Origin of the sequence: Streptomyces fragilis (assembly GCF_003112515.1) — a bacterium.
GTDB lineage: Bacteria > Actinomycetota > Actinomycetes > Streptomycetales > Streptomycetaceae > Streptomyces > Streptomyces fragilis.
Genome location: NZ_BEVZ01000009.1, coordinates 294883 through 321815, shown reverse-complemented (window position 1 = coordinate 321815; position 26933 = coordinate 294883). Strand labels below are relative to the sequence as shown.

General features: G+C 73.5%; 24 protein-coding genes and 2 riboswitches. Of the genes, 18 read left to right on the top strand and 6 right to left on the bottom strand.

Annotated features, from left to right (window positions below; all coding sequences use genetic code 11):
* Nucleotides 1-122 precede the first annotated feature (122 nt).
* The 10 genes from clsA (at nucleotide 123) to Sfr03f_RS27520 (ending at nucleotide 10718) form a co-directional block, all read left to right on the top strand.
* A complete protein-coding gene (gene clsA / locus Sfr03f_RS27565) occupies nucleotides 123-737 on the top strand; it encodes a cardiolipin synthase ClsA (RefSeq protein WP_108956890.1) in 615 nt (204 codons plus the stop codon).
* A gap of 113 nt (nucleotides 738-850) precedes the next feature.
* Nucleotides 851-3346, top strand: coding sequence for a sugar phosphate nucleotidyltransferase (locus Sfr03f_RS31570; RefSeq protein WP_108956889.1), 2496 nt, complete (start codon nucleotides 851-853; stop codon nucleotides 3344-3346).
* Nucleotides 3347-3473: 127 nt separating this feature from the next.
* Nucleotides 3474-4430 carry a DUF881 domain-containing protein gene (locus Sfr03f_RS27555; protein ID WP_108956888.1) on the top strand — a complete coding sequence of 319 codons (957 nt, stop codon included), beginning with the start codon at nucleotides 3474-3476 and terminating at the stop codon, nucleotides 4428-4430.
* Nucleotides 4427-4759, top strand: coding sequence for a small basic family protein (locus Sfr03f_RS27550; RefSeq protein ID WP_108956887.1), 333 nt, complete (start codon nucleotides 4427-4429; stop codon nucleotides 4757-4759). The genes Sfr03f_RS27555 and Sfr03f_RS27550 overlap by 4 nt, the downstream gene beginning before the upstream one ends.
* A 4-nt stretch (nucleotides 4760-4763) precedes the next feature.
* Entirely contained in the window at nucleotides 4764-5639 is an 876-nt protein-coding gene (locus Sfr03f_RS27545) for a DUF881 domain-containing protein (RefSeq protein WP_108956886.1), read from the top strand.
* An 82-nt stretch (nucleotides 5640-5721) separates the two neighbouring features.
* Nucleotides 5722-6606 carry a zinc-ribbon and FHA domain-containing protein gene (locus Sfr03f_RS27540; protein ID WP_108956885.1) on the top strand — a complete coding sequence of 295 codons (885 nt, stop codon included), beginning with the start codon at nucleotides 5722-5724 and terminating at the stop codon, nucleotides 6604-6606.
* Nucleotides 6607-6645: 39 nt separating this feature from the next.
* Nucleotides 6646-7428, top strand: a complete 783-nt coding sequence (gene ftsR / locus Sfr03f_RS27535; protein ID WP_108956884.1) for a transcriptional regulator FtsR — start codon at nucleotides 6646-6648, stop codon at nucleotides 7426-7428.
* 67 nt (nucleotides 7429-7495) lie between these two features.
* The gene (locus Sfr03f_RS27530) at nucleotides 7496-7969 is read left to right on the top strand and encodes a bifunctional nuclease family protein (RefSeq protein ID WP_108956883.1); all 474 of its coding nucleotides are present in this window, start codon (nucleotides 7496-7498) and stop codon (nucleotides 7967-7969) included.
* A 250-nt stretch (nucleotides 7970-8219) separates the two neighbouring features.
* Nucleotides 8220-8867: a MerR family transcriptional regulator gene (locus Sfr03f_RS27525; protein ID WP_108956882.1), complete on the top strand. Its 648-nt coding sequence runs from the start codon at nucleotides 8220-8222 to the stop codon at nucleotides 8865-8867.
* An 81-nt stretch (nucleotides 8868-8948) separates the two neighbouring features.
* The gene (locus Sfr03f_RS27520; protein ID WP_108956919.1) at nucleotides 8949-10718 is read left to right on the top strand and encodes a DNA polymerase IV; all 1770 of its coding nucleotides are present in this window, start codon (nucleotides 8949-8951) and stop codon (nucleotides 10716-10718) included.
* A gap of 60 nt (nucleotides 10719-10778) precedes the next feature.
* Here Sfr03f_RS27520 and Sfr03f_RS27515 read toward each other — a convergent pair whose 3' ends face one another.
* The gene (locus Sfr03f_RS27515) at nucleotides 10779-11150 is read right to left on the bottom strand and encodes a PRC-barrel domain-containing protein (RefSeq protein WP_108956881.1); all 372 of its coding nucleotides are present in this window, start codon (nucleotides 11148-11150) and stop codon (nucleotides 10779-10781) included.
* Between the two features lie 127 nt (nucleotides 11151-11277).
* A riboswitch (glycine riboswitch) is annotated at nucleotides 11278-11373 on the top strand.
* A riboswitch (glycine riboswitch) is annotated at nucleotides 11374-11494 on the top strand.
* A gap of 63 nt (nucleotides 11495-11557) precedes the next feature.
* Between Sfr03f_RS27515 and gcvP the strand changes: the two genes are divergently transcribed.
* Nucleotides 11558-14443 (top strand): aminomethyl-transferring glycine dehydrogenase, encoded by a 2886-nt coding sequence (gcvP, locus tag Sfr03f_RS27510; RefSeq protein WP_108956880.1) that lies wholly within the window; start codon nucleotides 11558-11560, stop codon nucleotides 14441-14443.
* A 101-nt stretch (nucleotides 14444-14544) separates the two neighbouring features.
* Here the strand turns inward: gcvP and Sfr03f_RS27505 are convergent, their stop codons facing one another.
* Nucleotides 14545-14733: a DUF5999 family protein gene (locus Sfr03f_RS27505; RefSeq protein WP_108956879.1), complete on the bottom strand. Its 189-nt coding sequence runs from the start codon at nucleotides 14731-14733 to the stop codon at nucleotides 14545-14547.
* A gap of 302 nt (nucleotides 14734-15035) precedes the next feature.
* Nucleotides 15036-15629 (bottom strand): hypothetical protein, encoded by a 594-nt coding sequence (locus Sfr03f_RS27500; protein WP_108956878.1) that lies wholly within the window; start codon nucleotides 15627-15629, stop codon nucleotides 15036-15038.
* Nucleotides 15630-16212: 583 nt separating this feature from the next.
* Here Sfr03f_RS27500 and Sfr03f_RS27495 point away from each other — a divergent pair.
* Both Sfr03f_RS27495 and Sfr03f_RS27490 read left to right on the top strand, forming a co-directional pair.
* Nucleotides 16213-17727 (top strand): glutamate-cysteine ligase family protein, encoded by a 1515-nt coding sequence (locus tag Sfr03f_RS27495; RefSeq protein ID WP_108956877.1) that lies wholly within the window; start codon nucleotides 16213-16215, stop codon nucleotides 17725-17727.
* 180 nt (nucleotides 17728-17907) lie between these two features.
* A complete protein-coding gene (locus Sfr03f_RS27490; RefSeq protein ID WP_108956876.1) occupies nucleotides 17908-18705 on the top strand; it encodes a CPBP family intramembrane glutamic endopeptidase in 798 nt (265 codons plus the stop codon).
* A 9-nt stretch (nucleotides 18706-18714) separates the two neighbouring features.
* Here Sfr03f_RS27490 and Sfr03f_RS27485 read toward each other — a convergent pair whose 3' ends face one another.
* Complete coding sequence (locus Sfr03f_RS27485; protein ID WP_108956875.1) at nucleotides 18715-19533, bottom strand: PhzF family phenazine biosynthesis protein; 819 nt, start codon at nucleotides 19531-19533, stop codon at nucleotides 18715-18717.
* 169 nt (nucleotides 19534-19702) lie between these two features.
* Between Sfr03f_RS27485 and Sfr03f_RS27480 the strand changes: the two genes are divergently transcribed.
* Nucleotides 19703-20722 carry an EamA family transporter gene (locus Sfr03f_RS27480; RefSeq protein WP_245967785.1) on the top strand — a complete coding sequence of 340 codons (1020 nt, stop codon included), beginning with the start codon at nucleotides 19703-19705 and terminating at the stop codon, nucleotides 20720-20722.
* Nucleotides 20723-20914: 192 nt separating this feature from the next.
* Here the strand turns inward: Sfr03f_RS27480 and Sfr03f_RS27475 are convergent, their stop codons facing one another.
* Nucleotides 20915-21601 carry a pyridoxamine 5'-phosphate oxidase family protein gene (locus tag Sfr03f_RS27475; RefSeq protein ID WP_108956873.1) on the bottom strand — a complete coding sequence of 229 codons (687 nt, stop codon included), beginning with the start codon at nucleotides 21599-21601 and terminating at the stop codon, nucleotides 20915-20917.
* A gap of 23 nt (nucleotides 21602-21624) precedes the next feature.
* Here Sfr03f_RS27475 and Sfr03f_RS27470 point away from each other — a divergent pair, with 23 nt between their 5' ends.
* On the top strand, nucleotides 21625-22956 hold the full coding sequence (locus tag Sfr03f_RS27470) for an aminotransferase class I/II-fold pyridoxal phosphate-dependent enzyme (RefSeq protein ID WP_108956872.1): 1332 nt from the start codon (nucleotides 21625-21627) through the stop codon (nucleotides 22954-22956).
* A 482-nt stretch (nucleotides 22957-23438) separates the two neighbouring features.
* Nucleotides 23439-24350: a LysR family transcriptional regulator gene (locus Sfr03f_RS27465; RefSeq protein ID WP_108956871.1), complete on the top strand. Its 912-nt coding sequence runs from the start codon at nucleotides 23439-23441 to the stop codon at nucleotides 24348-24350.
* A gap of 25 nt (nucleotides 24351-24375) precedes the next feature.
* On the opposite strand, the gene Sfr03f_RS27460 is transcribed toward Sfr03f_RS27465, so the two are convergent.
* Nucleotides 24376-24843 carry a pyridoxamine 5'-phosphate oxidase family protein gene (locus tag Sfr03f_RS27460; RefSeq protein ID WP_108956870.1) on the bottom strand — a complete coding sequence of 156 codons (468 nt, stop codon included), beginning with the start codon at nucleotides 24841-24843 and terminating at the stop codon, nucleotides 24376-24378.
* A 257-nt stretch (nucleotides 24844-25100) separates the two neighbouring features.
* Between Sfr03f_RS27460 and Sfr03f_RS27455 the strand changes: the two genes are divergently transcribed.
* Nucleotides 25101-25736 (top strand): DoxX family membrane protein, encoded by a 636-nt coding sequence (locus Sfr03f_RS27455; RefSeq protein ID WP_108956869.1) that lies wholly within the window; start codon nucleotides 25101-25103, stop codon nucleotides 25734-25736.
* A 126-nt stretch (nucleotides 25737-25862) separates the two neighbouring features.
* Nucleotides 25863-26762: a universal stress protein gene (locus Sfr03f_RS27450; protein ID WP_108956868.1), complete on the top strand. Its 900-nt coding sequence runs from the start codon at nucleotides 25863-25865 to the stop codon at nucleotides 26760-26762.
* Nucleotides 26763-26933: the final 171 nt, after the last annotated feature.

Below are 26933 nucleotides of genomic sequence, written 5' to 3'. Positions count from 1 at the left end.
TATTTCCGGGCAGTATTGCTCCGTTCCTCGCCGTCGGGGCACCCCTCCGCGCCCGGAGGGCGGACCTGGCGGTAAGGTTCGATCGCATCGTCGACACGTATATGAGCACAGGAGGCCCCCGGGTGGAGGTCCAGGAGACCCGCGTCCAGACGGATCGGGTGCTCACCATCCCCAACATCCTCAGCATGGCGCGGCTTCTCGGCGTGCCGCTGTTCCTGTGGCTCATCCTGCGGCCCGAGTTCGGCGGCCCGAAGAGCGACGGCTGGGCGCTGCTCGTGCTGGCGCTGAGCGGTGTCACCGACTACCTGGACGGCAAGCTCGCGCGGCGCTGGAACCAGATCAGCAGCCTCGGCCGGCTGCTCGACCCCGCGGCCGACCGGCTGTACATCCTCTCCACCCTTCTCGGCCTCACCTGGCGGGAGATCCTGCCACTGTGGCTGACGGTCGTGCTGCTGGCGCGTGAGGCCGTCCTTCTGGTGATGGTCGCGATCCTGCGCCGGCACGGATACCCGCCGCCGCAGGTGAACTTCCTCGGGAAGGCCGCAACGTTCAATCTGATGTACGCCTTCCCGCTTCTTCTGCTGAGCGACGGAAGTGGGTGGCTGGCCTCCCTGGCGGCTGTTTTCGGTTGGGCTTTCACGGGGTGGGGTACAACCCTCTATTGGTGGGCAGGAGTCCTCTACGTGGTGCAGGTCCGACGCCTTGTTCGCGCGGACACCATGGCCACTACCGACTGACTCGCCGATGAGTGACCCCCAGGGGTCCGACGGCCCGTGTCCAGAACTGGCGCGACCCTTCGGACGGAGGATGTCGGTCAACCCGTCGTCTGTCAGAGGAGGACGCTTCCGACATGAAGGCCGTCGTGATGGCCGGAGGCGAAGGCACGCGCCTTCGCCCCATGACCTCGAGCATGCCCAAACCGCTCCTGCCGGTGGTCAACCGGCCGATCATGGAGCACGTTCTGCGGCTGCTGAAAAGGCATGGGCTCAGCGAAACCGTGGTCACCGTCCAGTTCCTGGCCTCCCTGGTCAAGAACTACTTCGGTGACGGCGAAGAGCTCGGTATGGAGCTCACCTATGCCAACGAGGAAAAGCCGCTCGGCACCGCGGGAAGCGTCAAGAACGCCGAAGAGGCACTCAAGGACGATGCCTTCCTCGTGATCTCCGGTGACGCCCTGACAGATTTCGATCTGACCGAGCTGATCAACTTCCACAAGGAGAAGGGCGCCCTCGTCACCGTCTGCCTGACGCGTGTGCCGAACCCGCTGGAGTTCGGCATCACCATCGTGGACGACGAGGGGAAGGTCGAGCGCTTCCTCGAGAAGCCGACCTGGGGCCAGGTCTTCTCCGACACGGTCAACACGGGCATCTACGTGATGGAGCCCGAGGTGTTCGACTACGTGCAGCCCGACGTGCCGGTGGACTGGTCGGGTGACGTCTTCCCGCAGCTCATGAAGGAGGGCAAGCCGATCTACGGCTATGTCGCCGAGGGCTACTGGGAGGACGTCGGCACGCACGAGAGCTACGTCAAGGCCCAGGCCGACGTGCTCGAGGGCAAGGTCGACGTCGACATCGACGGCTTCGAGATCTCCCCGGGCGTGTGGGTGGCCGAGGGCGCCGAGGTGCACCCGGACGCCGTCCTGCGCGGGCCGGTCTACATCGGCGACTACGCCAAGGTCGAGGCCGGCGCGGAGCTGCGCGAGCACACCGTCGTCGGTTCCAACGTGGTCGTGAAGAGCGGCGCCTTCCTGCACAAGGCCGTCGTCCACGACAACGTGTACGTGGGGCCGCACAGCAACCTGCGCGGATGTGTGGTCGGCAAGAACACCGACATCATGCGGGCCGCCCGGATCGAGGACGGGGCGGTGATCGGCGACGAGTGCCTGATCGGTGAAGAATCGATCGTCCAGGGCAACGTGCGGGTCTACCCGTTCAAGACCATCGAGGCCGGCGCCTTCGTCAACACCTCGGTGATCTGGGAGTCCAGAGGCCAGGCGCACCTCTTCGGCGCGCGCGGCGTCTCCGGCATCCTGAACGTGGAGATCACCCCCGAGCTCGCGGTGCGGCTGGCCGGCGCGTACGCCACGACCCTGAAGAAGGGCGCCACCGTCACCACCGCGCGCGACCACTCGCGAGGAGCCCGCGCGCTGAAGCGGGCCGTGATCTCGGCGCTCCAGGCCAGTGCCATCGACGTCCGAGACCTCGAGAACGTGCCGCTGCCCGTCGCCCGGCAGCAGACCGCCCGAGGCAGCGCCGGCGGCATCATGATCCGCACCACGCCCGGTGTTCCGGACTCCGTGGACATCATGTTCTTCGACAGCCAGGGCGCGGACCTGTCGCAGGCCGGGCAGCGCAAGCTGGACCGCGTCTTCGCGCGGCAGGAGTACCGGCGGGCCTTCCCCGGTGAGATCGGCGACCTGCACTTCCCGTCCAGCACCTTCGACTCCTACACCGGGTCGCTGCTGCGCAACGTCGACACCAGCGGCATCGCGGACGCGGGGCTGAAGGTCGTGGTGGACGCCTCCAACGGCAGCGCCGGACTGGTGCTGCCGAGCCTGCTCGGCAAGCTCGGGGTCGACTCCCTGACGATCAACCCGGGTCTGGACGAGGCACGGCCCACCGAGACGCTGGAGATGCGGCGTGCCGGGCTCAAGCGGCTCGGCGAGATCGTCGCCTCCTCCGGGGCGGCCTTCGGCGTGCGCTTCGACCCGGTCGGCGAGCGGCTGTCGCTCGTCGACGAGCAGGGCCGCATCGTCGAGGACGACCGCGCGCTGTTGGTGATGCTGGACCTGGTCGCGGCCGAGCGCCGCAGCGGCCGGGTGGCGCTGCCGGTGACCACCACCCGCATCGCGGAGCAGGTGGCCGCCTACCACGGCACGCAGGTCGAGTGGACTACCACCTCGCCCGACGACCTGACCCGGGTGGGTCGCGAGGAGACGACCATCTTCGGCGGCGACGGCCGGGGCGGTTTCATCGTCCCCGAGTTCAGCGGCGTCTTCGACGGCACCGCGGCCTTCGTGCGGCTCATCGGGCTGGTGGCGCGCACGCAGCTCACCCTCAGCCAGATCGACGCGCGGATTCCGCGGGCACACGTGCTCAAGCGGGACCTGGCGACGCCGTGGGCGGTCAAGGGCCTGGTGATGCGCCGGGTGGTCGAGGCGGCCGGCGACCGGTTCGTCGACACCACCGACGGCGTGCGGGTCGTCGAGGCCGACGGGCGCTGGGTGCTGGTCCTGCCCGACCCGGCCGAGGCGGTCACCCACCTGTGGGCGGAGGGCCCCGACGACGCGTCCGCGCAGGCGCTCCTGGACGAGTGGAGCACCGTCGTGGAGGGCGCCGGCAACTAGGTCCGCACCTCCTCGCGCGTGCCGGGCGGCCCCCGTGGTGGGGGCCGTCCGGCACGCCGGTGGGGCCGGTCGCGGTCCACGGGTGGCCGGTGGGGCCGTTCGTGGTACACGGGCGCGGCATGCGACGATGTGCGGCATGCCGCAGCAGCCCCCCGTTCGGAGCACTCCCGTTCGCCGTTCGCGCCCGGACGCCTCCATGTCGCTGCTCACCAACGTCATGGACCACAGCCTCGACGACGGCTATGCCGAGGCGGCCGCGCGCAAGCGCGGTGAGGGCGGCGGGCTGCCGAAGACGCTCAAGGCGAAGCTGGGGCTGGCGGCCGGGCTCGTGCTGGCCGGCCTGGTGGTCACGCTGGGCGCGGCCCAGGCCCGGGAGGACGCGCCGGTGGTCGCCCGGGAGCGCGAGGAGCTGATCGACCGGATCGGGCGGCAGACCGAGCGGGCCGACGCACTGCAGAGCAGCGTCGACCGGCTGCGGGCCGAGGTGGGCGAGCGGCAGCGCGAGGCGCTGCGGGAGCACGGCGGCGGCGGTGGCCGGCTGGAGACCGTCCAGATCCTGTCCGGGGCCGTCCCCGTGCACGGGCCGGGCGTCAAGCTGGTCGTCGACGACGCGGAGGACACCGGGACCGAGGCCGACGGCGAGCCGCGTGGCTCCAGCGGCTTCTCGGACACCGGCCGGGTCCGTGACCGGGACCTGCAGCGGGTCGTGAACGGGCTGTGGGAGTCGGGCGCCGAGGCGGTCTCCGTCAACGGGCAGCGCCTCACCGCCCTGTCCGCCATCCGGGCCGCGGGCGACGCGATACTGGTCGACAACAAGCCGCTGGCGCCGCCGTACACGGTGCTGGCGGTGGGGGACGGGAAGCCGTTGAGCACCCGGTTCCAGGACAGCGCGGACGGCCTCTACCTCTACGCGCTGCAGGAGAACTACGGGATCCGCACGGCCATCTCGGTCGAGGAGGACCTGCGGCTGCCGGCCGCCCCCAGCGTGATCCTGCGCGAGGCGGAGCCGGCGCAGACATCGGAACCAGCAGAGTCGGAACCAGCAGAGGCTGAACAGCCGCACAGCGGGAAGGGCACATCGTGATCGCCGTACTGGGCCTCGTCGTGGGAGTCGTGGTGGGCCTGTTGGTCCGGCCCGAGGTCCCGGTCGCCGTGGAGCCGTACCTCCCCATCGCCGTGGTGGCGGCGCTGGACGCCGTCTTCGGCGGGCTGCGGGCCATGCTGGACGGCATCTTCGACGACAAGGTCTTCGTCGTCTCGTTCCTGTCCAACGTGGTCGTCGCGGCGCTGATCGTCTTCCTCGGCGACGAGCTGGGCGTGGGGGCCCAGCTGTCCACCGGCGTGGTGGTCGTCCTGGGCATCCGCATCTTCTCCAACGCCGCGGCCATCCGCCGGCACGTGTTCAGGGCGTGAGGCGATGAGCGAGGAGCGCCACCACGGGTATGCGGGGCCCCGCGGGAGCGGGGACGGGCCGGATCACCGGCTGCGCAAGGAGCTGCCCGAGGAGAGGCCCGCCACGGCCCCTGAACCGCAGGCGCCGGAACAGGACGCTCCGCCCACCGTGACAGGCCGTCAGAGGCTCGTACAGAGCCTCTGGCCCCCCAGGGCGAGCAGGGCCCAGCTGATCGTGGCGCTGCTGCTCTTCGGCCTGGGCTTCGGACTGGCCGTGCAGGTGGCCTCGCACAGCGCGGGGGACACCGCGCTGCGCGGCGCCCGGCAGGAGGACCTGGTCCGCATCCTCGACGAGCTCGACGACCGCACGGCGCGGCTGGAGGAGGAGCAGCAGGCCTTGGAGGACCAGCGGTCGGAGCTGGAGAACAGCTCCGACCAGGCCGAGGAGGCCCGGCGCCAGACGCTCGCCAAGGAGCGGCAGCTGGGCGTGCTGGCCGGCACGGTCCCCGCGGAGGGTCCCGGCATCGAGGTCACGGTGGAGGACCCGCGCAAGGCCGTGGGTCCCGACAAGCTGCTGGACGCCGTCCAGGAGCTGCGGGCCGCCGGGGCGGAGGCCATCGAGCTCAACGGCGTCCGCGTCGTCGCGAGCACCTACCTGACGGCCCGCCCGGACACGGGTGCCGGAGTGTCGGTGGACGGAAAGAAGATCTCCGCTCCGTATCGTTTCAAGGTCATCGGGAAACCGCAGGATCTGGAGCCCGCGCTGAACATCCCCGGAGGGGTGGTGCAGACTCTGGAGAAGGAGCAGGCCACCGTCGTCGTGGAGCGCCGGACGAAGATCGTCGTGGACGCCTTGCGAGCGGCGAAGCGGCCTGACTACGCTCGGTCGTCGGCCCGGTGAGGCGGGGCTTCGGGCACGCCGTCCCGACGGGACGTCGGGTCGCGGGGGGTCGGCGCGCCGAAGAAGTGGTGAGTGGTGGAAACTGTATGGCGGAGACGGACGTTGTGAAGATGTCCGGGTCGGCCGGTCGGTGCAGTCAGGGTTCGTCCTGCCCCACGGGCGGGTCTGTTTCGGTCAAGGGGAATCGCCCGTGAATTTGTTTGCGAAGTTGTTCGGCAAGAGTGCGCGAGAGGGCGGGAGCGAGACGGCCCGCCATCGCGATGGTTCCGACGCGGGGAACCGGCCGCTCTACCGGGACCAGGTCGCTGGTCCGGAGGGTGGCAATTCTGGTGGTCACGGCGCGTCGGCCGTTGACCCTGCCCAGGCGGCCCGCATAGGTTTCGGGGACCCGTCGGGTTCAGCGGCGGGGCAGCCGCAGCAGAAGGATCCGTCGATGTCGGCGCTGGTGTGCACGCGGTGCGGCAACCGCAATGCGGAGAACAGCCGCTTCTGCTCGCACTGCGGGGCGCCGCTCCGGGCAGGCGTCCCGGAGCGTCCCTCCGAGACGACCTCGACGATCTCCATCTCCGGCATCGAGTCGTACGACCCGGAGGCCACCGGTCAGACGCAGGTCCCGGCCCTGTCGCCCGAGGCTCAGGCCGCGGTCGAGGCACTGCCTGCCGGTTCGGCGCTCCTGGTGGTGCGGCGCGGCCCCAACTCCGGCAGCCGTTTCCTGCTGGACGCCGACCTGACGACGGCGGGTCGTCACCCGCAGAGCGACATCTTCCTGGACGACGTGACGGTCTCCCGCAGCCACGTGGAGTTCCGCCGCGGCCCCGACGGTCACTTCACGGTGGCCGACGTGGGCAGCCTCAACGGCACGTACGTGAACCGGGAGCGCATCGACGAGGTCGCTCTGGCCAACGGTGACGAGGTCCAGATCGGCAAGTACCGCCTGGTCTTCTACGCGAGCCAGCGGAGCGTCTGACCCTCCGGACCAGTCCGGGGGCAACTCCAGGGAAGGTCCATGCTTGAACCACCGAGTGGCGGCGCCGGTCCCGGCGCCGCCACCGCGGACAGCCGGCTGATGAGCATCGGCACGGTGCTCGGTCTGCTGCGCGACGAGTTCCCCGAAGTCACCGTCTCCAAGATCCGGTTCCTGGAGTCGGAAGGGCTGGTCGACCCCCGGCGCACCCCGTCGGGGTACCGGAAGTTCAGCGCGGGTGACGTCGAGCGGCTGGCCCGGGTGCTGCGGATGCAGCGGGACGGCTATCTGCCCCTGAAGGTCATCCGCGAGCGTCTCGACGTGATCGAGGGCGTGGCGGTCCCGGACGACGGTGCGGACGCCGACGCGGCCGTCCCCGCCCTCGGCGGGGCGGGCGAGCCGGAGGAGCACCCCGGCGAGGGGCCGGAGGACGGGCGGGAGCCGGAGGGCGCCACGGCGGTGCGGATCGGCCGTGACGAACTCCTCGCGGCCGCCGGCACCGGCGAGGAGCAGCTGGAGGCCTGGGAGGCCTACGGGCTGATCGAGCCGCTGCCGGAAGGCGGCTACGACGCGGCGGCGGTCACCGTCGCCACGCTGCTCGCCGAGATGGCCCGGTTCGGGATCGAGCCGCGCCACCTGAGGGCCATGAAGACCGCCGCGGACCGCGACGCGGGCCTGGTGGACCAGGTCGTCGCGCCGCTGCGGCACCACCCCAACCCGGACACCAGGCACGACGCGCGGGTCACGGCGCGGGAGCTGGCCGGGCTGGCCACCCGTCTGCACTCCGCGCTGCTGCAGACCGCCCTCGGCGTGCGCCTGTCGTGAGGGCCGGAAATCCACCCATGCCCTGCTCGACTACCCAAACGGTGCGGGCACGGCCTAGGGTTGCTGTGTGAACGAGCTCGATGTCGTAGGTGTCCGGGTCGAAATGCCCTCCAACCAGCCGATCGTGCTCCTGCGCGAAGTGGGAGGCGACCGCTACCTTCCCATCTGGATCGGCCCCGGGGAGGCGACGGCGATCGCCTTCGCCCAGCAGGGCATGGTGCCCGCGCGGCCGCTCACGCACGACCTTTTCAAGGACGTGCTGGAGGCGGTGGGCCAGGAGCTCAGCGAGGTGCGGATCACCGACCTCCGTGAGGGTGTCTTCTTCGCCGAGCTGGTCTTCGCCAGCGGGGTGGAGGTCAGCGCCCGCCCGTCCGACGCCATAGCGCTCGCCCTGCGCACCGGCACGCCGATCTACGGCAGTGACGGTGTGCTCGACGACGCGGGGATCGCCATCCCGGACGAGCAGGAGGACGAGGTGGAGAAGTTCCGCGAGTTCCTCGACCAGATCTCTCCCGAGGACTTCGGCAGCAGCAACCAGTGACAGAACCACACGATCCGAGGCAGTCCCAGGACGCGCCGGCCGTTCGCGGCCGGCGCGTCGGCAATTGCCCGTGACGCGTGCCGCCGTCCTGCCGCCCGCGCGAAGCGCATTCGGCTAGCCTTTCCCCGTGACGGGGCACGGAAAACCACCCGCAGGGTGATTATCACTCGGCGTGGCGAGTGTGGCGATCGTTGACGCACCCCTGACGACTGCCTACCGTCTGGATGGCAGGTCTAGGACGGAGGTCGGCGTGAGAATCAGCGGCGACGGTACGGCCGACGACGCCACGGGACGTGTCCCGGGCGGCAGCGGTCCGTATCGGCCCCACGGCAACGCGGCCGGTTACGCGCCGCAGCGCTCGGCGGCCGGCACGGACGGCCTGGACGGGGCACGGACGACGTCCGAGCATGTCGGATACCGCGGGCCCACGGCCTGCGCCGCCGCGGGGATCACCTACCGCCAACTGGACTACTGGGCGCGCACGGGGCTCGTCGAGCCCAGCGTGCGTCCGGCCCACGGGTCGGGGACGCAGCGGCTCTACAGCTTCCGGGACGTCGTCGTCCTGAAGATCGTCAAGCGGTTCCTCGACACCGGGGTGTCGCTGCAGAACATCCGCACCACGGTCCAGCACCTGCGCGAGCAGGGGTTCCGGGACCTGGAGGGGATGACCCTGATGTGCGACGGGGCCACGGTCTACGAGTGCACCTCCCCCGACGAGGTGCACGCGCTGCTCCAGGGCGGCCAGGGGATCTTCGGCATCGCGGTCGGAGTGGTGTGGCGGGACGTCGAGAAGGCGCTCTCGCAACTGCACGGCGAGCGCGTCGACACCGGGGAGACGCTGATCGGGCACAACCCGGCCGACGAGCTGGCGCGCAGGCGCGGCAACCGGGCGGTCTGACCCGGCCCACCGACAGTGCGGCCCACCGCGCCGCACGGCCGGTGGGCCGCACTGTCGGTGGTGTGCGGCACCATCGGAGGTGTGAGGTCCGCGCCGACGATTCTCCATCTCGACATGGACGCCTTCTTCGCCGCGGCGGAGCAGGCGTCCAAGCCGAGCCTGCGCGGCAAGGCGGTGGTGGTCGGCGGACTGGGACCGCGCGGCGTGGTGGCCACGGCCTCCTACGAGGCGCGTGTCTTCGGGGTACGGTCCGCGATGCCCACCGGCCAGGCCCGGCGGCTGGCGCCCAACGCCGCCTACCTGTCGCCGCGGTTCTCCCTGTACCGCTCGATCAGCGACCAGGTGATGGCGCTGCTGCGCTCCCTGTCGCCCCTGGTCGAGCCGCTCAGTCTCGACGAGGCGTTCGTCGACCTCGAGGCCGGCGGCGTCGCCTGGGACGCGGCGTCCGCCCGGCGGGTGGGGGAGCGGCTGCGCGAGGACATCCGCGCGGTCACCGGGCTCACCGGGTCGGTGGGGCTGGCCGCGTCGAAGATGCTGGCGAAGATCGCCTCGGAGGAGGCCAAGCCGGACGGCCTGGTGCTCATCGAGCCGGGGACGGAGCGGGAGCTGCTGGCGCCGATGCCGGTGCGGACCCTGCCCGGCGTCGGGCCCGCCACCGGCGATCACCTGCGCCGTGCCGGGATCACCACCGTGGGCGAGCTCGCCGAGGCGGGCGAGGACGAGCTGGTGCGGCTGGTGGGCAAGGCCCACGGACAGGGCCTGTACGCCATGGCGCTGGCCCTCGACGAGCGGCCGGTGGTGGCGGAACGGGAGACCAAGTCGGTGTCCGTCGAGGACACCTACGACGTGGACATCCACGACCGGGTGCGGATCCAGGGGGAGGTGCGGCGTCTGGCCGACCGCTGCGTGCGCAGGCTGCGCGAGGGCGGGCACGCGGGGCGCACCATCCAGCTGAAGGTGCGGCGCTACGACTTCTCCACACTGACCCGCTCGGAGACCCTGCGCGGCCCGACGGACGACCCCGCGGTGGTCCGGGAGGCCGCGGCGCGGCTGCTGGAGGGGGTCGACACCACCGGCGGGGTGCGGCTGCTGGGGGTCGGCGTCTCGGGCCTCGCCGACTTCACGCAGGAGGACCTCTTCGCCCAGGCCGCGCAGGCCGCCGAGGCGGCGCGGGCGGCGGACGCGGCTCGAGCCCTCGAGGCCGCTCATGCGGACCCGGTGGCTCAGGAGGCGCGGGCGGGGGAGGGCGCCGGCGGGGAGCGGGGGGCCGGCGGTCCGGCGGCGGTGGACGACACGGAACACCGGTCGCCGCCCGGGCGGGAGCCGTCGGTCGCGCGGCCGGTGCCGCGGTGGACCGCCGGGCACGACGTACGGCACGCGGTGCACGGACACGGCTGGGTGCAGGGCAGCGGCCTCGGGCGGGTCACGGTGCGGTTCGAGACGCCCGACTCGCCGGCGCCCGGGAGGGTGCGGACCTTCGCCGTCGACGATCCCGAGCTGGAGCCCGCGGACCCGTTGCCGCTGGTCGCGACGGAGCCGGCGGCACCCCGCGGGGCGGAGGGCACCGCGACACGCGCGTCCGCCGAGGCACCCAGGGCGACCGAGGCCCCTGCGGCAGGTGAAGCCCCCGCGTCCGCCGAGGCACCCGCCGCGACCGAGGCCCCTGCGGCAGCCGAAGCCCCCGCGTCCGCCGAGGCACCCGCGGCGACCGAGGCCCCTGCGTCCGCCGAGGCCCTCGCGTCGCCGTCCGGGGGACGGGCCCTCGCAGCGTCCCGGGGCGCCGGGGAGCCCCCGGCGAAGCCGGTGACCGCGGCCGCCGGTGGTGCCGAGCGGGACGGGGCGTCCGGCTGACACCGGGCGTTCGGCCGACACCGCGGCCCGTGACCCCCGCCGCACCGGGAGGCGGAGCGGTCAGGCGTCCTCCGGGTCGGGCAGGTGGCCGAAATCGCGGTCGGGCAGCGGGGCGGGAGCTTCGACGTCGAAGCCGTAGTGGCGGTAGAGGGAGAGTTCCTGCTCGGGGGAGAGGTGGCGGCCCACCCCGTAGCCGGGGGCGTCCTTGATGTGGGCGCGGCCGTAGGGGACGCGGAGCGCGCCCTCGACCAGTTCGCTGGTCTCCAGCGGGACGAAGACGTCGCGGCCGAACAGTCCGGTCCGGACGGCCGCCCATTCGGGGGAACCGGTGGCGTCGTCGAGGTACACCTCGTCGACCGTGCCGATGCGGTTGCCGTCGCAGTCGAACGCCTTGCGGCCTATCAGGCTCCGGGGATCGATGTCTGTCTGCACGTTCCCTCCTTCGGGTCGCAGCTCACTGACGCAGCACAGCCGTCGGGACCACCAAAGTGCACTTTCCGGGCGGCGGCCACTCGAAAGCCCACTCCACAGCCTCGCTGGTAGGCTGGGCCTTGGCTGCTGACCCCGCGCGGGAGAGTCCTCCGAGAGCCTTCGGAGGCGCCGAAGGAGCAAATCCTCCCCGGAATCTCTCAGGCACACGTACCGCGCGGACGAGGTCACTCTGGAAAGCAGAGCGGCGCCGGACCTCCGGATGTCCGCCGCTCTCACCGACGGTGAAAGCCGGGCGCCTCGGGCGGCCGGTGAAGCTCTCAGGTCGCGATGACAGAGGGGGAGGCCGTCGGGCACCCCACAGCCGTGGTGCCCCCCGAAGGTCGCGCCAGACCAGGAGGCCTCACCCCATGACTGCCCCTCGCACCCCGCTCTCCCAGCTCGAGCAGGGCATCCCCTTCGAGCAGCGTCACATCGGCCCCGACGAGGGCTCCCGCGCGAAGATGCTCGCGCAGGTCGGCTACGGCTCGCTCGACGAGCTGACCGCCGCCGCGGTCCCCGACGTGATCAAGAACGCCGACGCCCTCGACCTGCCGGGCGCGCGCACCGAGGCCGAGGTGCTGGCCGAACTGCGGGAGCTCGCCGACCGCAACCAGGTCCTCGCCCCGATGATCGGCTTGGGCTACCACGGCACCTTCACTCCGCCGGTGATCCTGCGCAACGTGATGGAAAACCCGGCCTGGTACACGGCGTACACGCCCTACCAGCCGGAGATCTCCCAGGGGCGGCTCGAGGCGCTGCTCAACTTCCAGACCATGGTCGCCGACCTGACCGGTCTGCCCACCTCCGGCGCCTCGCTGCTCGACGAGGGCACCGCCGCCGCCGAGGCCATGGCCCTCTCGCGCAGGGTCGGCAAGAAGAAGAACGGCCTGTTCCTGGTCGACGCCGACGCGCTGCCGCAGACCGTCGCCGTGATCGAGACCCGTGCCGAGCCGACCGGGGTCGAGGTCGTCGTGGCCGACCTTTCGCAGGGCATCCCCGCCGAGATCGCCGGCCGCGAGATCAACGGCGTGCTGATCCAGTACCCCGGCGCCTCCGGCGCGGTCCGTGACATCAAGCTGCTGATCGACCAGGCCCACGAGCTCGGCGCCGTCGTCACCGTCGCCGCCGACCTGCTGGCGCTGACCCTGCTGACCTCGCCGGGCGAGCTCGGCGCGGACATCGCCGTCGGCACCACCCAGCGCTTCGGCGTGCCGATGGGCTTCGGCGGTCCGCACGCCGGCTACATGGCCGTCCGCGAGCAGTTCGCCCGCAACCTGCCCGGCCGCCTCGTCGGCGTCTCGCAGGACGCCGACGGCAACAAGGCCTACCGCCTGGCGCTGCAGACCCGTGAGCAGCACATCCGCCGCGAGAAGGCCACCAGCAACATCTGCACCGCGCAGGTCCTCCTCGCCGTGATGGCCGGCATGTACGCCGTCTACCACGGCCCGGACGGCCTCAAGGGCATCGCCGAGCGCACCCACCGCTACGCCGACATCCTCGCCGCGGGCCTGCGGGCCGGCGGTGTGGAGATCGTCAACGACGCCTGGTTCGACACCGTCACCGCGCGGGTCGAGGGCCGGGCCGCCCAGGTCGTCGAGGCCGCCCGCGACCGGGGCGTCAACCTCCGCCTGGTCGACGCCGACCACGTCTCGGCCGCCTGCGACGAGACCACCGGCCGCGCCCAGCTGGAGGCCGTCTGGGCCGCCTTCGGCGTCGAGGGCGACGTCGAGGCGCTGGACGGGACGGCTGCCGACGGCCTGCCCGGGGGTCTGCTGCGCACGGACGTCTACCTCACCCACCCGGTGTTCCACCAGCACCGGTCCGAGACGGCGATGCTGCGCTACCTGCGCCGGCTCTCCGACCGCGACTACGCGCTCGACCGCGGCATGATCCCGCTGGGCTCCTGCACGATGAAGCTCAACGCGACCACCGAGATGGAGCCGGTCACCTGGCCCGAGTTCGGCGCGCTGCACCCGTTCGCCCCGGCCGAGCAGGCCGAGGGCTACCTGTCGCTCATCCGCGAGCTGGAGGAGCGCCTCGCCGAGGTCACCGGCTACGACAAGGTCTCCCTGCAGCCCAACGCCGGTTCCCAGGGCGAGCTGGCCGGTCTGCTCGCGGTCCGCGGCTACCACCGGGCCAACGGCGACCTGGACCGCACCGTCTGCCTGATCCCGTCCTCCGCGCACGGCACCAACGCCGCCAGCGCCGTGATGGCGGGCATGAAGGTCGTCGTGGTGAAGACCGCCGACGACGGCGAGATCGACGTCGACGACCTGCGGGCGAAGATCGAGAAGCACCGCGACGAGTTGTCGGTGCTGATGATCACCTACCCGTCGACGCACGGCGTCTTCGAGGAGCACGTGGCCGACATCTGCGCCCAGGTCCACGAGGCCGGCGGCCAGGTGTACGTCGACGGCGCCAACCTGAACGCGCTGGTCGGACTCGCCAAGCCCGGTCACTTCGGCGGCGACGTCTCGCACCTCAACCTGCACAAGACCTTCTGCATCCCGCACGGCGGCGGCGGTCCGGGCGTCGGCCCGGTGGCCGTCCGCTCGCACCTCGCGCCGTACCTGCCGAACCACCCGCTGCAGCCGGCCGCCGGCCCCGAGACGGGTGTCGGCCCGGTCTCGGCGGCGCCGTTCGGCTCCGCGGGCATCCTGCCCATCTCCTGGGCGTACGTCCGGCTGATGGGCGGCGAGGGCCTCAAGCGCGCCACCCAGGTCGCCGTCCTCGCGGCCAACTACGTCGCCAAGCGGCTCGAGCCGCACTACCCGGTGCTGTACACCGGCCCCGGCGGCCTGGTGGCGCACGAGTGCATCATCGACCTGCGTCCGCTGACCAAGGCCACCGGCGTGACGGTCGACGACGTGGCGAAGCGGCTCATCGACTACGGCTTCCACGCCCCGACGATGTCCTTCCCGGTCGCCGGCACGCTGATGATCGAGCCGACCGAGTCGGAGGACCTCGCCGAGCTGGACCGGTTCGTCGAGGCGATGATCGCCATCCGCGCGGAGATCGAGAAGGTCGGCTCCGGTGAGTGGCCGGCCGAGGACAACCCGCTGCGCAACGCGCCGCACACCGCGGGCACGCTGGCCGGCGAGTGGACGCACGCCTATGAGCGGGAGACGGCCGTCTTCCCGGGCGGCGTCTCCATGCCGGACAAGTACTGGCCGCCGGTGCGGCGCATCGACCAGGCGTTCGGCGACCGGAACCTGGTCTGCTCCTGCCCGCCGCTGGACGCGTACGACAACTGAGGGATCGGCGGTCCCTTCCCGCGCGGCGCCGGCCGCGCGGGGTCAGGGCCGGTCGCGGTGCTGCGGCGCCGCGGCCGGCCCTCGCGGTTTCCCGGCCGGACTCAGACCGCGGTGGCGAACCGGTGCGGCGCGATGACGCGGCCGTCCGGCAGGAGCTCCCCGGTGTCCTCGAAGAGCACGACCCTGTTGCACAGCAGGCTCCAGCCCTGCTCGGGGTGGTGCGCCACGAGGCGGGCGGATTCCCTGTCGGGGGAGTCGGCTGTCGGGCACGGCGGCTGGTGCTGGCACATGGTCGGGTTCTCTCGTTCTGTGGTGGACGCTTCGGCTTTCCTGTCACGGCTGTACATGGCCGCCCCCCGTAGGACGTCGTGCGGACAAGTTTGCGCTCACGGCAGGCGTTCCGCAGGGTTTTCGCGGCACGCCCCCTCAACGGTTCAGGACGCACCACCCGTGCGGGCGGTTCGTGCCAAGTGCCCGGATCTACCAGGTGGTTCGGACGGGTGGTGCGGGCCTGGTCACTTCGGGCCAAACGCGTGCCGCGCCCCCACGGCACGGATGCCGTGGGGGCGCGGTGCGAGGCGGCGGGCTACGGTCAGGCGGCCGGGCGCAGGACGGGCGGCGGGCCCGCCGGGCCCACCCGGCGGGTGAGCAGCGGCAGCAGCTCCTCGACCCGGTGCGGCAGGTGACTGGCGATCCCCGGCGGCGCCGGGGCCAGCGGTATCAGCAGGTCCAGGGCGTCGGGCAGCCCGGTCGCGGCGTCCGCCTCGGGGTCCGCGTGCAGCCAGAGCGTCAGCATGTACAGGCCCGGCACGGACAGCAGGCGGGGCTGGTAGGGCTGTCCCGCCTCCTCGGCCTGGCGCAGCGCGCGTTCGGTCGACGTGACGTAGGGGCCCTCGAAGAAGTGCGAGAAGGCCCAGCCCTCGGCCGTCTCCAGGGTCTCCGCGGCGGCCACGGCATGATCGCCGGAGCGGATCAGGAAGCGCCAGCCGGCGAGCCGGACGACGGGTGTCCCGTCCGCCGTGATCCTCTCCAGCACGTGGACGGGCAACGGCAGTTCGGGGTTCAGGGGACCCTGGGCGCCGCGCAGCGACGGCGTACGGGGGTCACGGACGGCGGCGGGTGTGCCGAGGGCCGCCAGTACGGTGCGCAGGGCGGCGGGCGGTGCCGGAGGGACATGCAGCGGCATGGTGGGTCGCCTCTCTTTCGACAGGCACGGTGGCGCGCGGGCGAGGGGTGGGGCGGGCGCTGTCTGCTGTCAGCTCGAGGGGTCGGAGAGCCGCGCCGGACCGGTCGGATCGCTCGGACCGGGCCGGCCCGATGCCACCTTCGGTGACGGGGCGCACGATCGTGGGCGCACGTGCTTCTCCGCCTCGTTTGCGCAGTTTATACGACCCGTGTTCACGCAGTGTTTCGGCTAGCTGTTTTCCATGTGAACGGCAAGGATTGTTCGCGCCGGAAATTCGTCGCGTTATCTCCTGATTTCCGGGGCGCTTCGACGCAGTGACCTCGGGCGACGCGCGAGGCGGGGTCGGCCGGTTTTCGACACCGTTTTCCCGGGCTCCCAGAACGCCGGAAACGACGCCTTGGCGCATGCCGTGCGAATGTGCCGTACGGCGCTGGAGGTCAGCCTAACGGTCGGCGGGTCCTCATGGGGACGTTATCGATCGTCCAGGGCGGGCATCATCACTTGCGGACCGGACGAAGACCCGGGCGACAGACAGACGGACACCGGCCGCACAGGCGGCCACCCATCCGAGGAGGACGCTGCGATGGGGGAGAAGGTCGAGGCAGGGTCGTTCGACCTGTCCGATCGCCAGCGCTACCGGGACAAGCTCCAGCGGTGCCTGGCGGGTCTCGAGCGGTTGCTGAAGGAGAGGCAGTTCGACCGGCCGAAGAATCTCATGGGCCTGGAGATCGAACTCAATCTCGCGGGATCCGACGGCATGCCGCGAATGATGAATGCGGAGGTGCTGGAGAGGATCGCGAGCCGTGATTTCCAGACCGAACTCGCGATGTTCAACCTCGAGGTCAACATCGAACCGCACCGGCTCGGCGGGCAGGTATTCGACCAGCTCGCGGAGGAGTTGCGGACGTCATTGGCATATGCCCACCGAAAGGCGGGGGAGGTCGACGCGGGGATCGTGATGATCGGCATCCTGCCGACGCTCGAGCGCGACGATCTCATCTCCGCCAACATTTCCGACGTCGACCGTTACACGCTCCTCAACGACCAGATCGTCTCCGCGCGCGGGGAGGACTTCGCGCTCGAGATCGACGGCGTCGAGAAGCTCACCACCACGGCCCGCTCCATCACCCCGGAGGCCGCCTGCACCTCGGTGCAGCTGCACCTCCAGGTGACGCCGGAGCGGTTCCCCGACGTGTGGAACGCGGCCCAGGCGATCTCCGCGGCACAGATCGCGGTGGGCGCCAACGCGCCCTTCCTGTTCGGCAAGGAGCTGTGGCGGGAGTCGCGGCCGCCGCTGTTCCAGCAGTCGACGGACACCCGGCCGCCGGAGCTCCAGGCACAGGGCGTACGGCCGCGGACCTGGTTCGGCGAGCGGTGGGTCTCCTCGGCGGTCGACCTGTTCGAGGAGAACCTGACGTACTTCCCGGCGCTGCTGCCGATCCTGGACGACGAGGACCCGATGGAGGTGCTCGACGCCGGGGGCACGCCCAAGCTCGCCGAGATGGTGCTGCACAACGGCACGGTCTACCGGTGGAACCGGCCGGTGTACGACGTCGCCGACGGAACGGCGCACCTGCGGGTGGAGAACCGGGTGCTGCCGGCCGGACCGACGGTGATCGACGTGGTGGCCAACGCGGCCTTCTACTACGGGCTGGTGCGTGCCCTCGCCGAGGAGTCGCGCCCGGTGTGGACGCGGCTGCCGTTCGAGTCGGCGGCGGCCAACTTCGAGGCGGCCTGCCGGTACGGGATCGACGCGCGGCTGGAGTGGCCGCGGCGGGGACGCCTCGGCGGCACGCAGCAGGTCGAGGCGGTCACCCTGGTGCTCGAGGAACTGCTGCCGCTGGCGCACGCGGGCCTCGAGGCCTGGGGGATCGAGCCGGCCGACCGGGAGCTCTACCTCGGCGTGATCGAGGAACGATGCCGCCGGAGGGTGAACGGCGCGTCCTGGCAGGCGGCGGTGTTCCACGCGGGTCTCGAGCGGGGCCTGTCGCGGCAGGAGGCGCTGGCCGCCATGACCCGTCGCTACGCGGAGCTCCAGTGGGAGGGACAGCCGGTCCACACCTGGCCGCTGGGCCTGCCGGAGTACGGGGGGAGGTAGGACCCCGGCACCGCGCCGCGCCGCCCCGACCGGGTCCGGACGCGCCGCGCCGCCCCCGCCGCCACCCCGCGCCGTCCCCCGCTGCCGCCCCCCGGGCCGCACCGGGGGGCGGCGCGTCAGCGTGTCGCGGTGGCTCTGGCAAGCTGTGGGGCCTGTGGTGGCGTGCGGACGGAGGCGCGGGTGACGGGGACGACGGGGACGGGATCCGAGGTCGGGGTCGAGCGGGTCTCGCGGCGGACGCTGCGGGACGAGACGTTGCTGGTGCTCGGCGTCTCCCTCGGGGCGAGCGCCGTGGCGGCGGTGATCAGCTTCGTCGGGTCGCTGACCCGGCCGGGCGGCCTCAAGGACCAGGCGGCCACGCTCAACGCGTCCGCCGCGCCCGGCCGCCCCTGGCTGGACCTCGCCTGGCAGCTGTTCGGCATCGCCTCCGCGCTCGTCCCCGTGCTGCTGGTCGCGCACTTCCTCACCCGTGAGGGCGGGAGCCTGCGGACCCTGGGCCTCGACCGCACCCGGCCGTGGCAGGACCTCGGGCGCGGCGCCGCCGTCGCCGCGGTGATCGGCAGCACCGGCATCGCCTTCTACCTGGCGGCCCGCGGCCTCGGGTTCAACCTCACCGTGGTGCCCGAGGCGCTGCCGGACGTCTGGTGGAAGTTCCCCGTGCTGATCCTCTCCGCCGCGCAGAACGCGGTGGTGGAGGAGGTCATCGTGCTCGGCTACCTGCTGCACCGGCTCGGCGGCCTCGGCTGGAGCCCGGGCGCCGCGCTGGCCGCGAGTGCGGTGCTGCGCGGGAGCTACCACCTGTACCAGGGCATCGGCGGCTTCGTCGGCAACATGGTCATGGGCGTGGTGTTCGTGCTGCTGTACCGGCGGTGGGGCCGGGTGGGGCCGCTGGTCGCGGCCCACACGCTGCTCGACGTCGGCGCGTTCGTCGGGTACGCGCTGCTCGCCGGACGGGTGGACTGGCTGCCCACCGCCTGACCGGCCGGGTCACGGGGCGGGCGCCAGCAGCTCGCCGTCGACGACGGTGACCGCGCGCCCGGTCAGCAGGGTCCGGTCGCCGCGCACCTGGGTGCGCACCAGACCCGAGCGGGCGGACGCCTGCAGACCGGTGAGGGCGGAGCGGCCGAGGCGCGCCGCCCAGAACGGCGCCAGGGCGGTGTGGGCGCTGCCGGTCACCGGGTCCTCGTCGATGCCGATCCGGGGGAAGAAGCAGCGGGAGACGAAGTCGTGGCCCACCGACGGGTCGTCGGGGCGGGCCGTCGCGATGACGCCGCGCTCGGAGCAGTCGGAGAGAGCCGTGAAGTCGGGGGACAGCCCCCGCAGGGTGCGCTCGTCGGCGACCTCGACCAGCAGGTCGCCCACGTCCGGGCCGGTGTCCAGGACGGTCAGCGGCTCGGTACCGAGGGCTCCGGCCAGTTCGGCCGGGGGCCGCACCGGGGACAGCGGGGCGGTCGGGAAGTCGAGGGTGATCCAGCCGTCCTCCGCGGGCGTCGCGGTCAGGACGCCGCTGAGCGTGGCGAACCGGACCGGCCCCGGGTGGGCGCCCGTGGTGTGCAGGACGTGCGCGGTGGCGAGGGTGGCGTGCCCGCACATCCTGACCTCGGTGGCCGGGGTGAACCAGCGCAGGGCCCAGTCCGCCTCGCCGCCGGCGGGCAGCGGGTGGGCGAAGGCGGTCTCCGCCTGGTTCATCTCCAGGGCCACGTTCTGCAGCCAGGCGTCGTCGGGGAAGGTGTCGAGCAGGAGGACTCCCGCGGGGTTCCCGGCGAACGGTCGGTCGGTGAAGGCGTCGACGAGTCGGATACGCATGCCAGGACGTTAGCCGGGCCGCGGCGGGGCGCGACAAGGCCAATCGCCGGCGGGTGGATCCCGTGACGGTGGGGCGGCAGGGCGGAGGCGGGGGACGGCGCCCCGCCCGAGGCATGAGACAGCAGCCATTGGGGATGACGGTGCTGTCACCTGCTGTCATCATGTGTCGGTGCGTGACTCAGAAATCGGTGTGGTGCGGTCCGGGAAGGGCGCGGGACTCACTCTCGCCGTCCTGTCCGCGGTGACGTTCGGTGGATCCGGTGTGGCGGCGAAACCGCTGATCGAGGCGGGGCTCGCCCCGCTCGAGGTGGTCTGGCTGCGGATCACCGGGGCGGCGCTGGTGCTGCTCCCGGTGGCCTGGCGGCACCGGGAGCTGCTGCGGCGACGGCCGCTGATGCTGCTCGGCTTCGGCATGTTCGCGGTGGCGGGCGTCCAGGCCGCCTACTTCGCGGCGATCTCACGGATCCCGGTGGGCGTGGCCATGCTGGTCGAGTACCTGGCGCCCGCGCTGGTCCTCGGCTGGGTGCGGTTCGTGCAGCGGCGTCAGGTCGCGCGCGCGGCCGCGCTGGGCGTGGTGCTGGCGGTGGCGGGGCTCGCCTGCGTGGTGGAGATCTGGTCGGGGCTCGGCTTCGACCCCCTCGGGCTGCTGCTGGCGTTCGGCGCGGCCTGCTGCCAGGTCGCCTACTTCGTCCTCGCCGACCACGGATCCGACGGGGAGCGCGAGGCGCCCGACCCGCTCGGCATGATCGCCTTCGGGCTGCTCGTGGGCTGCCTGGCGATCACCCTGCCGGCGCGGCCGTGGGCCATCGACTGGCAGGTGCTGACCGGGACCGTCGACATGAACGGCAGCACGGTGCGGGCCTGGGTGCTGGTGGCGTGGATCGTGCTCCTCTCGACGGTGCTGGCCTACCTCACCGGTGTGCTCTCGGTGCGGCGGCTCTCGCCGGCGGTCGCGGGGGTGGTCGCCTGCCTCGAGGCCGTCGTGGCCTCGGCGGCGGCCTGGCTGCTGCTCGGCGAGCACCTGGGGGCGGTGCAGATCACGGGCGGCGTCCTGGTGCTGGTGGGGGCGCTGATCGCCCAGTCCTCCGCGCCGGCCACCCCGGCGGCGGAACCGGTGGCCGGCGGGGGCGGGACGGTCGCCGCGGCCACCGGGTCCGAGGCGCGGGCCGGCGACTCCGGGCGGCCCTGAGGCCCGCCCGCGGGAGCCCGGGTGAGCCTGCGGGTCGGTCGCGGGGGCCCGGGTGAGCCTGCGTGTCGCTCGCGGGGCCTCGGGTGAGCCTGCGGGCCGGTCGCGGGCCGTGGGCGGGCCGCGTCGGCTGCCCCGGCCGTCAGGAGGCCGGGGGCCGTGGAGGAGCGGGACGTCCACGGCCCCGGGAAGACGTCAGGTCAGGACCGCCGTGATGTGGGGCGGCAGTTCGGTGCCGTCGGCCAGGCCCTCGTCGGGGAGCGGTGCCTCGTAGCCCTTGCGCAGGGGGAGGACGCCCGCCCAGTGCGGGAGGTCCAGGTCCTCGGGCTCGTCGTTGACGCCGCCGGTGCGGATCTTGGCGGACACCTCGGTCAGGTCCACCCGCACCACCGCCGTGGCGGCCAGTTCCTTCTTGTTCGCGGGACGGCTCTGCGCCGAGCGGCCCGGGACCACGTGGTCGACCAGGGCGTCGAGCGCCATGCGCCGTTCCTGGGGGTCGGTGACCTGGTGGGCCGTGCCGTGCACCACCACGGAGCGGTAGTTGACCGAGTGGTGGAAGGCGGAGCGGGCCAGGACCACTCCGTCGACGTGGGTGACCGTCACGCAGACCGGCATCCCCGGTTCCTCGCCGCCCACCGCCCCCGCGGCCCGCATCGGGCGCGAACCGGTGGAGCCGTGCAGGTACAGCCGCTCGCCGACCCGCGCGTAGATGGTCGGCAGCACCACCGGGGCGTTCCCGCGGACGAAGCCCAGATGACAGACCCATCCCTCGTCGAGGATCGCGTGCACGACGTCCTTGTCGTACGAGGCGCGCTGCGGCGCCCGGGTCGGGACGGTGCGCCCGGTCGGCGCGTACTGCTCCCCCTGCATGGCGTTCTCCATTGCACTAGTGCATAATGTTGTTTGTGCTAGGAGAATATAGGATCGCAGGTCGTCGCGCCACGGAGATCGCCGCCGACGTCGAGCGGGCGGTGAGCGCCGGGACGCTGGAGCCCGGTCGACAGCTGCCGCCCATGCGGGAGTTGGCCGCGGAACTGGGGGTCAATCCGAACACCGTGGCCGCCGCCTACCGCATCCTGCGCGAGCGCGGGGTGATCGAGACGGCGGGCCGCAAGGGCAGCCGGGTGCGGCCCAGGCCCGCCACCACCGGCCGCGACGCGATCGACGTGCACGTGCCGGAGGGCGTGCGTGACGTCTCCCGGGGCAACCCCGACCCGGCGCTGCTGCCGCCGCTGGCGCCCGCCTTCGCGGCGGCCGCGGCGCGCGCCGACCGGGCGCCCGTGCTCTACGGGGACGACCCGCTCGACGCCGACCTGGTGCGCCTCGCCCGCGCGGAACTCGACGCCGACGGCGTGCCGGACGGTCCGGTCACCGTGACCTCCGGCGCGCTCGACGCGATGGAGCGGGCACTGGTCGCCCACCTGCGGCCCGGGGACGCGGTCGCCGTCGAGGACCCGGGCTGGGGCAGCGTGTTCGACCTGGTCCCGGCCCTCGGCCTGCGGGTGGTCTCCGTCGGCGTGGACGACGAGGGCCCGCTGCCGCAGGACGTGCGGCGCGCGCTGGAGGACGGCGCCCGGGCGCTGGTCGTGACCGACCGTGCGCAGAACCCCACCGGCGCGGCGCTGAGCGCGGCGCGTGCGGAGGCGCTCAGGGAGGTGCTCGGACGGCACCCGCGGACGCTGCTGATCGAGGACGACCACGGGCACGGCATGGTCGACCTGCCGCTGCACCCGCTGGCCGGGGTCACCGGGTCATGGGCCTTCGTCCGCTCGGTGGCCAAGACGTACGGACCCGACCTGCGGCTCGCGGTGCTCACCGGCGACGCGGTCACCGTCGACCGGGTCCGCGGACGGCAGCGGCTGGGCCCGGGGTGGGTGAGCCGGCTGACGCAGCGGGCGCTGGTGGAGTTGTGGACCGGCGGCGCGGTGGACCGGACGGCCGTCGCGGAGTCCTACGGGCGGCGGCGCCGGGCGCTGGTCGCGGAGCTCGCCCGGTGCGGGGTGGAGGCGCACGGGCGCAGCGGGATGAACGTGTGGATCCCGGTGTCCGACGAGACGGGCGCGGTCGCGGGGCTGCTGCAGGCCGGGTGGGCGGTGGCGCCGGGGGCCCGCTTCCGGACGGTCGCCGGGCCGGCGGTCCGGGTGACGGTCTCCACGCTCCAGGAGGCCGACATGCCGGGACTGGCCCGTGCGGTGGCCGGGGTGCTGCACGGCGACGCGGCACGGGGGTACGTCTGACGGTTGTCCCCGCCCCGCCCCGTCCCGGAACCGACCGCGAGACGCCGGGTCCGCGGGAGGGCGGCGGACACCGCGCCGCCGCACCCGGCGGGTGCCGCCCTCCGCCGGCCGCCCCTCGACACGGCGGGTACCGCCCCGGCCGTCCTGCGCACCGCGGCGGTACCGCTCCCGGACACCGCCGCCGGTGCCGCCCCGCCCCGGAAGGCCTCCGCCCTGGAAGCGCTCAGCCCCGGAGGCCCTCCGCCCCGGTGACGCGAGCCCCGGTGATGCCCGCGTCCGCGGCGTCCGCCGCGTCCGCCGGGATCGCCACACCCGCCGGGAGCCCGGGGCCGCTGCACCGCCGTACCCGCCGGGAGCGCCGTACCTGCCGGGAGCGCCGGGGCCGCTGCACCGCCGTACCTGCTGGGACTGCCGCACCCGCCGCGTCCGCCGCACCCGCCGGGGCCGCCTGACGGGCCCCGGGGCCTCGTAGCATCGCCGCCATGATGAACCTCGAACGCCTGCGGGTGCTGGACGCGCTCGCCCGGCACGGGTCCGTGGGCGGGGCGGCCGAGGCGCTGCACGTGACGACCTCGGCGGTCTCCCAGCAGCTGGCCAAGCTGGAGCGGGAGGCGGGGGAGAGGCTGCTGGCCCGGCACGGACGCGGGGTGCGGCTCACCGACGCCGGGCTGTTGCTGGCCGGGCACGCCGCGCGGATCCTCGCACAGGCCGAACGGGCGCGCGCCGAGCTCGAGGCGCGGCGCGGGGCGGTGGCGGGCGAGCTGCGGGTGGCGGCGTTCCCGACCGCCGCCCGCGGCCTGCTGCCGGGCGCCCTCGCGGCGCTGCGGACCCGGCACCCCGGGCTGCGGGTGAGGTCCTGGGAGGTCGATCCAGGGGCGGCGGTGGTGGGGGTGGCCCGCGGCGACCACGACCTCGCGGTGGTGCTCGACTGGCACGACCGGCCGCTGGCCGTCCCGGAGGGGCTGCGGACGGCCTCGCTGCTCGAGGACCCCGCCGAGGCGGCGCTCCCCGCCGGGCACCGGCTGGCGGGCGCGGTGGAGATCGACCTCGCGGAACTCGCCGAGGAGGAGTGGATCACCTGGGGCGCGGGCGAGTTCTGCCACGAGTGGCTGCTGGCCACGCTGCGGGCCCGCGGGGTGGAACCGGACATCGCCCACCGGGCGCCCGAGACGCACACCCAGCTCGCGCTGGTGGCAGCCGGTCTGGGCGTCTGCGTGGCCCCGGCGCTGGGGCGCGAGCCGGTGCCGGCCGGCGTGGTCACCGTGCCGCTGCGGCCGCGGGTCTCCCGTCACGTCTACGCGGTCTGGCGGGGGGACGCGGACCGGCGGCCGGCCATCGGCGCGGTCGTCGGCGCGCTGCGCGCGCAGGGCGCGCAGGGCGGGGGACCCGGCTGAGAACACCCCCGCCCCGCGCGGGAGTTCAGCCCCGGGGGAGCTTGCGGAAGTCCCAGGAGGCGACGGCCTCCGGGGTGAGGCGGACCCAGGCGTGGCGGTGGTCGTGCGGGAGCGCCTCCAGGCCGAAGTACTTCCGGGCGAACAGGGACTCCACACCCTCGAGTTCGGGGACCGGTTCGCCGACGCGCGGGACCTCGCCGACGAACTCGGCCGTCCCGGAGAGCTCCGCGCCGCGCAGCTCGCCGTACTCCTCGCCGGAGTCGACCACCACCGCGATCCGGGGATCCTTGCGCAGGTCGGCCCAACGGCGGCTGCGCGTCAGGGAGTACAGCCAGAGGGAGGAGCCGTCCCAGACGAACCAGAGCGCGCTGACGTGCGGGGCGCCCTCCGGTGAGACCGTGGCGACGCGGCAGGTGCGTTCCGTGGCGAGGAAGGCGTCCAGTTCCTCGGCGGTCATCATGATCCTCCGGCCACGGCGCTGTGTCGCTGCCATCTGCTCCCTTTCCCCGGGGTTGTTGCCGACCCGCACACTCTCACCTCGTCCCCGGCCGGCGGGCAAGGGGCGCCGGTCCGTGGCGCCGACCGTCCCGGCAGGACGGGACCTTCGGCCCCCGGGAGGGGCCCCACCGGCACGCAGGCGCGGCGGGCCGCAGCCGGGAGATTGGACCTGTCAGCAACCGGCGGGAACCCCGTCGGACACCGCCAGGACCCGTCGGACGCCGACCGGACCTCACGCGAAGGGCTCCTCCCATGGCCGTGCACGAGCAGCTCCGATCCGACGGCTCCACCTCCCGCCCCGCCGCCCCGGCAGCGCCCCCGGCCCCCGCCACCCCGGCCCCGGCCCTCGCCGCCCCGGCCCCCGCCGCCACCCCGGCCCCGGCCTTCGCCCTGGCCGCACTGCGGCTGGCGACCGGGTCCGTCTTCCTCTGGGCGTTCCTCGACAAGACCTTCGGGCTCGGGTACGCCACCGGCTCCGGCAAGGGCTGGATCGACGGCGGCTCGCCCACCGCGGGCTTCCTGGGACACGTGTCCGTCGGCCCGCTGCAGGAGACCTTCCGCGGCTGGGCCGGGGCGACCTGGGCCGACTGGCTCTTCATGCTCGGCCTGCTGGGCATCGGGCTCGCCGTCACCGTCGGCGTCGCGCTGCGGCCCGCGGCCGTCGCCGGCACCGTGATGATGGCGCTGATGTGGGCCGCGGAATGGCCGCCCGCCCGGCAGCTCGCGGACGGCGCGCCCAGCATGTCGACCAATCCCCTTGTCGACTACCACCTCGTCTACGCGCTCGTCCTCGTGGTCCTGGCCGCCGCCTCGGCGGGCCGGGTCATGGGCGTCGGAGCGCCGTGGGCCCGGCTGCCCCTGGTGCGCGACCACCGCTGGCTGCGCTGACCGGGCGCCCGCCCGGCGCCGGCCGGTCCCCGCCGACGGGACCGGCCGGCCCCCCGGCCGGGCCGTGCCCGAGGGCCCGGCTCCCCATGACACCCACGACGGACCACCTCACAGGAGGCCACCACCATGACCCGTACCATCGTCGCCGCGATCGACGGCTCCCCGGCGAGCCGCTCCGCCGCCGGGTGGGCCGCCCGTGAGGCGGAACTGCGCGGGCTGCCGCTGACGCTCGTGAAGGCGTGGGAGCCGCTGCCCGACCGCCTGGCCGCGGCCACCGGATCCGACCCCGCGACCCTGGAGCACTGGAGCGGCCGCGTCCTGCGCGCGGTCGCCGAGGAGATCACCGGACGCCGTCCCGGCCTGGAGGTGACCGAGCGGCTGATCGCCGGCCGTCCGGCCGAAGTGCTGCCCGAGGCGGCCGCGGAGGCCGAACTGCTGGTGCTCGGGTCGCGTGGCCTGGGCCGGATCGGCGGGTTCCTGGTGGGCTCGGTCGGGCAGTCCGTGGTCGCCTCCAGCCGCACGCCCGTGGTCCTGGTCCGCGCCGGGGAGACCGGCGCGGACGAGTTCCTGCCCGCGGCCCCGGCCGGCGGGCGTCCCGCCTTCCGGCCCGTCGTGCTGGGCATCGACACCGACAGGCCCGGCGAGGCCGTCACCGCCTTCGCCTTCGAGGAGGCGGCACGGCGGGGCGCCCCGCTGCACGTCGTGCAGAGCTGGGCGCTGCCGCCCTACACCGTCCACGCCGTGGCCGCCGCGGTCGACCTGTACGAGCAGTACACGCGGGAGATGGCGGCCCTGCTGACCGAGACGCTGGCGCCGTGGCGGGAGAAGTTCCCCGCGGTGGAGGTGGTCGAGGTCTCGCGCACCGGTGGCGCCGCCGACCACCTGCTGGACGCCTCGGCGGAAGCCTCGCTGGTCGTCGTCGGCCGGCGGATCCGGCGCGGCGCGCTCGGCGTCCACATCGGACCCGTCGCCCACGCGGTGCTGCACCACGCGATCGCGCCCGTCGCGGTCGTGGCCCACGAGTGAACCCCGTGAACCCCGTGAGCCTGCGCAGGACGCGGCGGGGCCCCGCGGAGCCCCGCCGGGCCCGCCCCGCACATCGCGGCAGTCCCCCGCCGGGCGCGCTGCACGGTGGCGGGCAGGGCCGAACGGCCCTGCCCGGCCCGGCCGGGCGGCCGGGTCCCCGTGCCCGGAGGT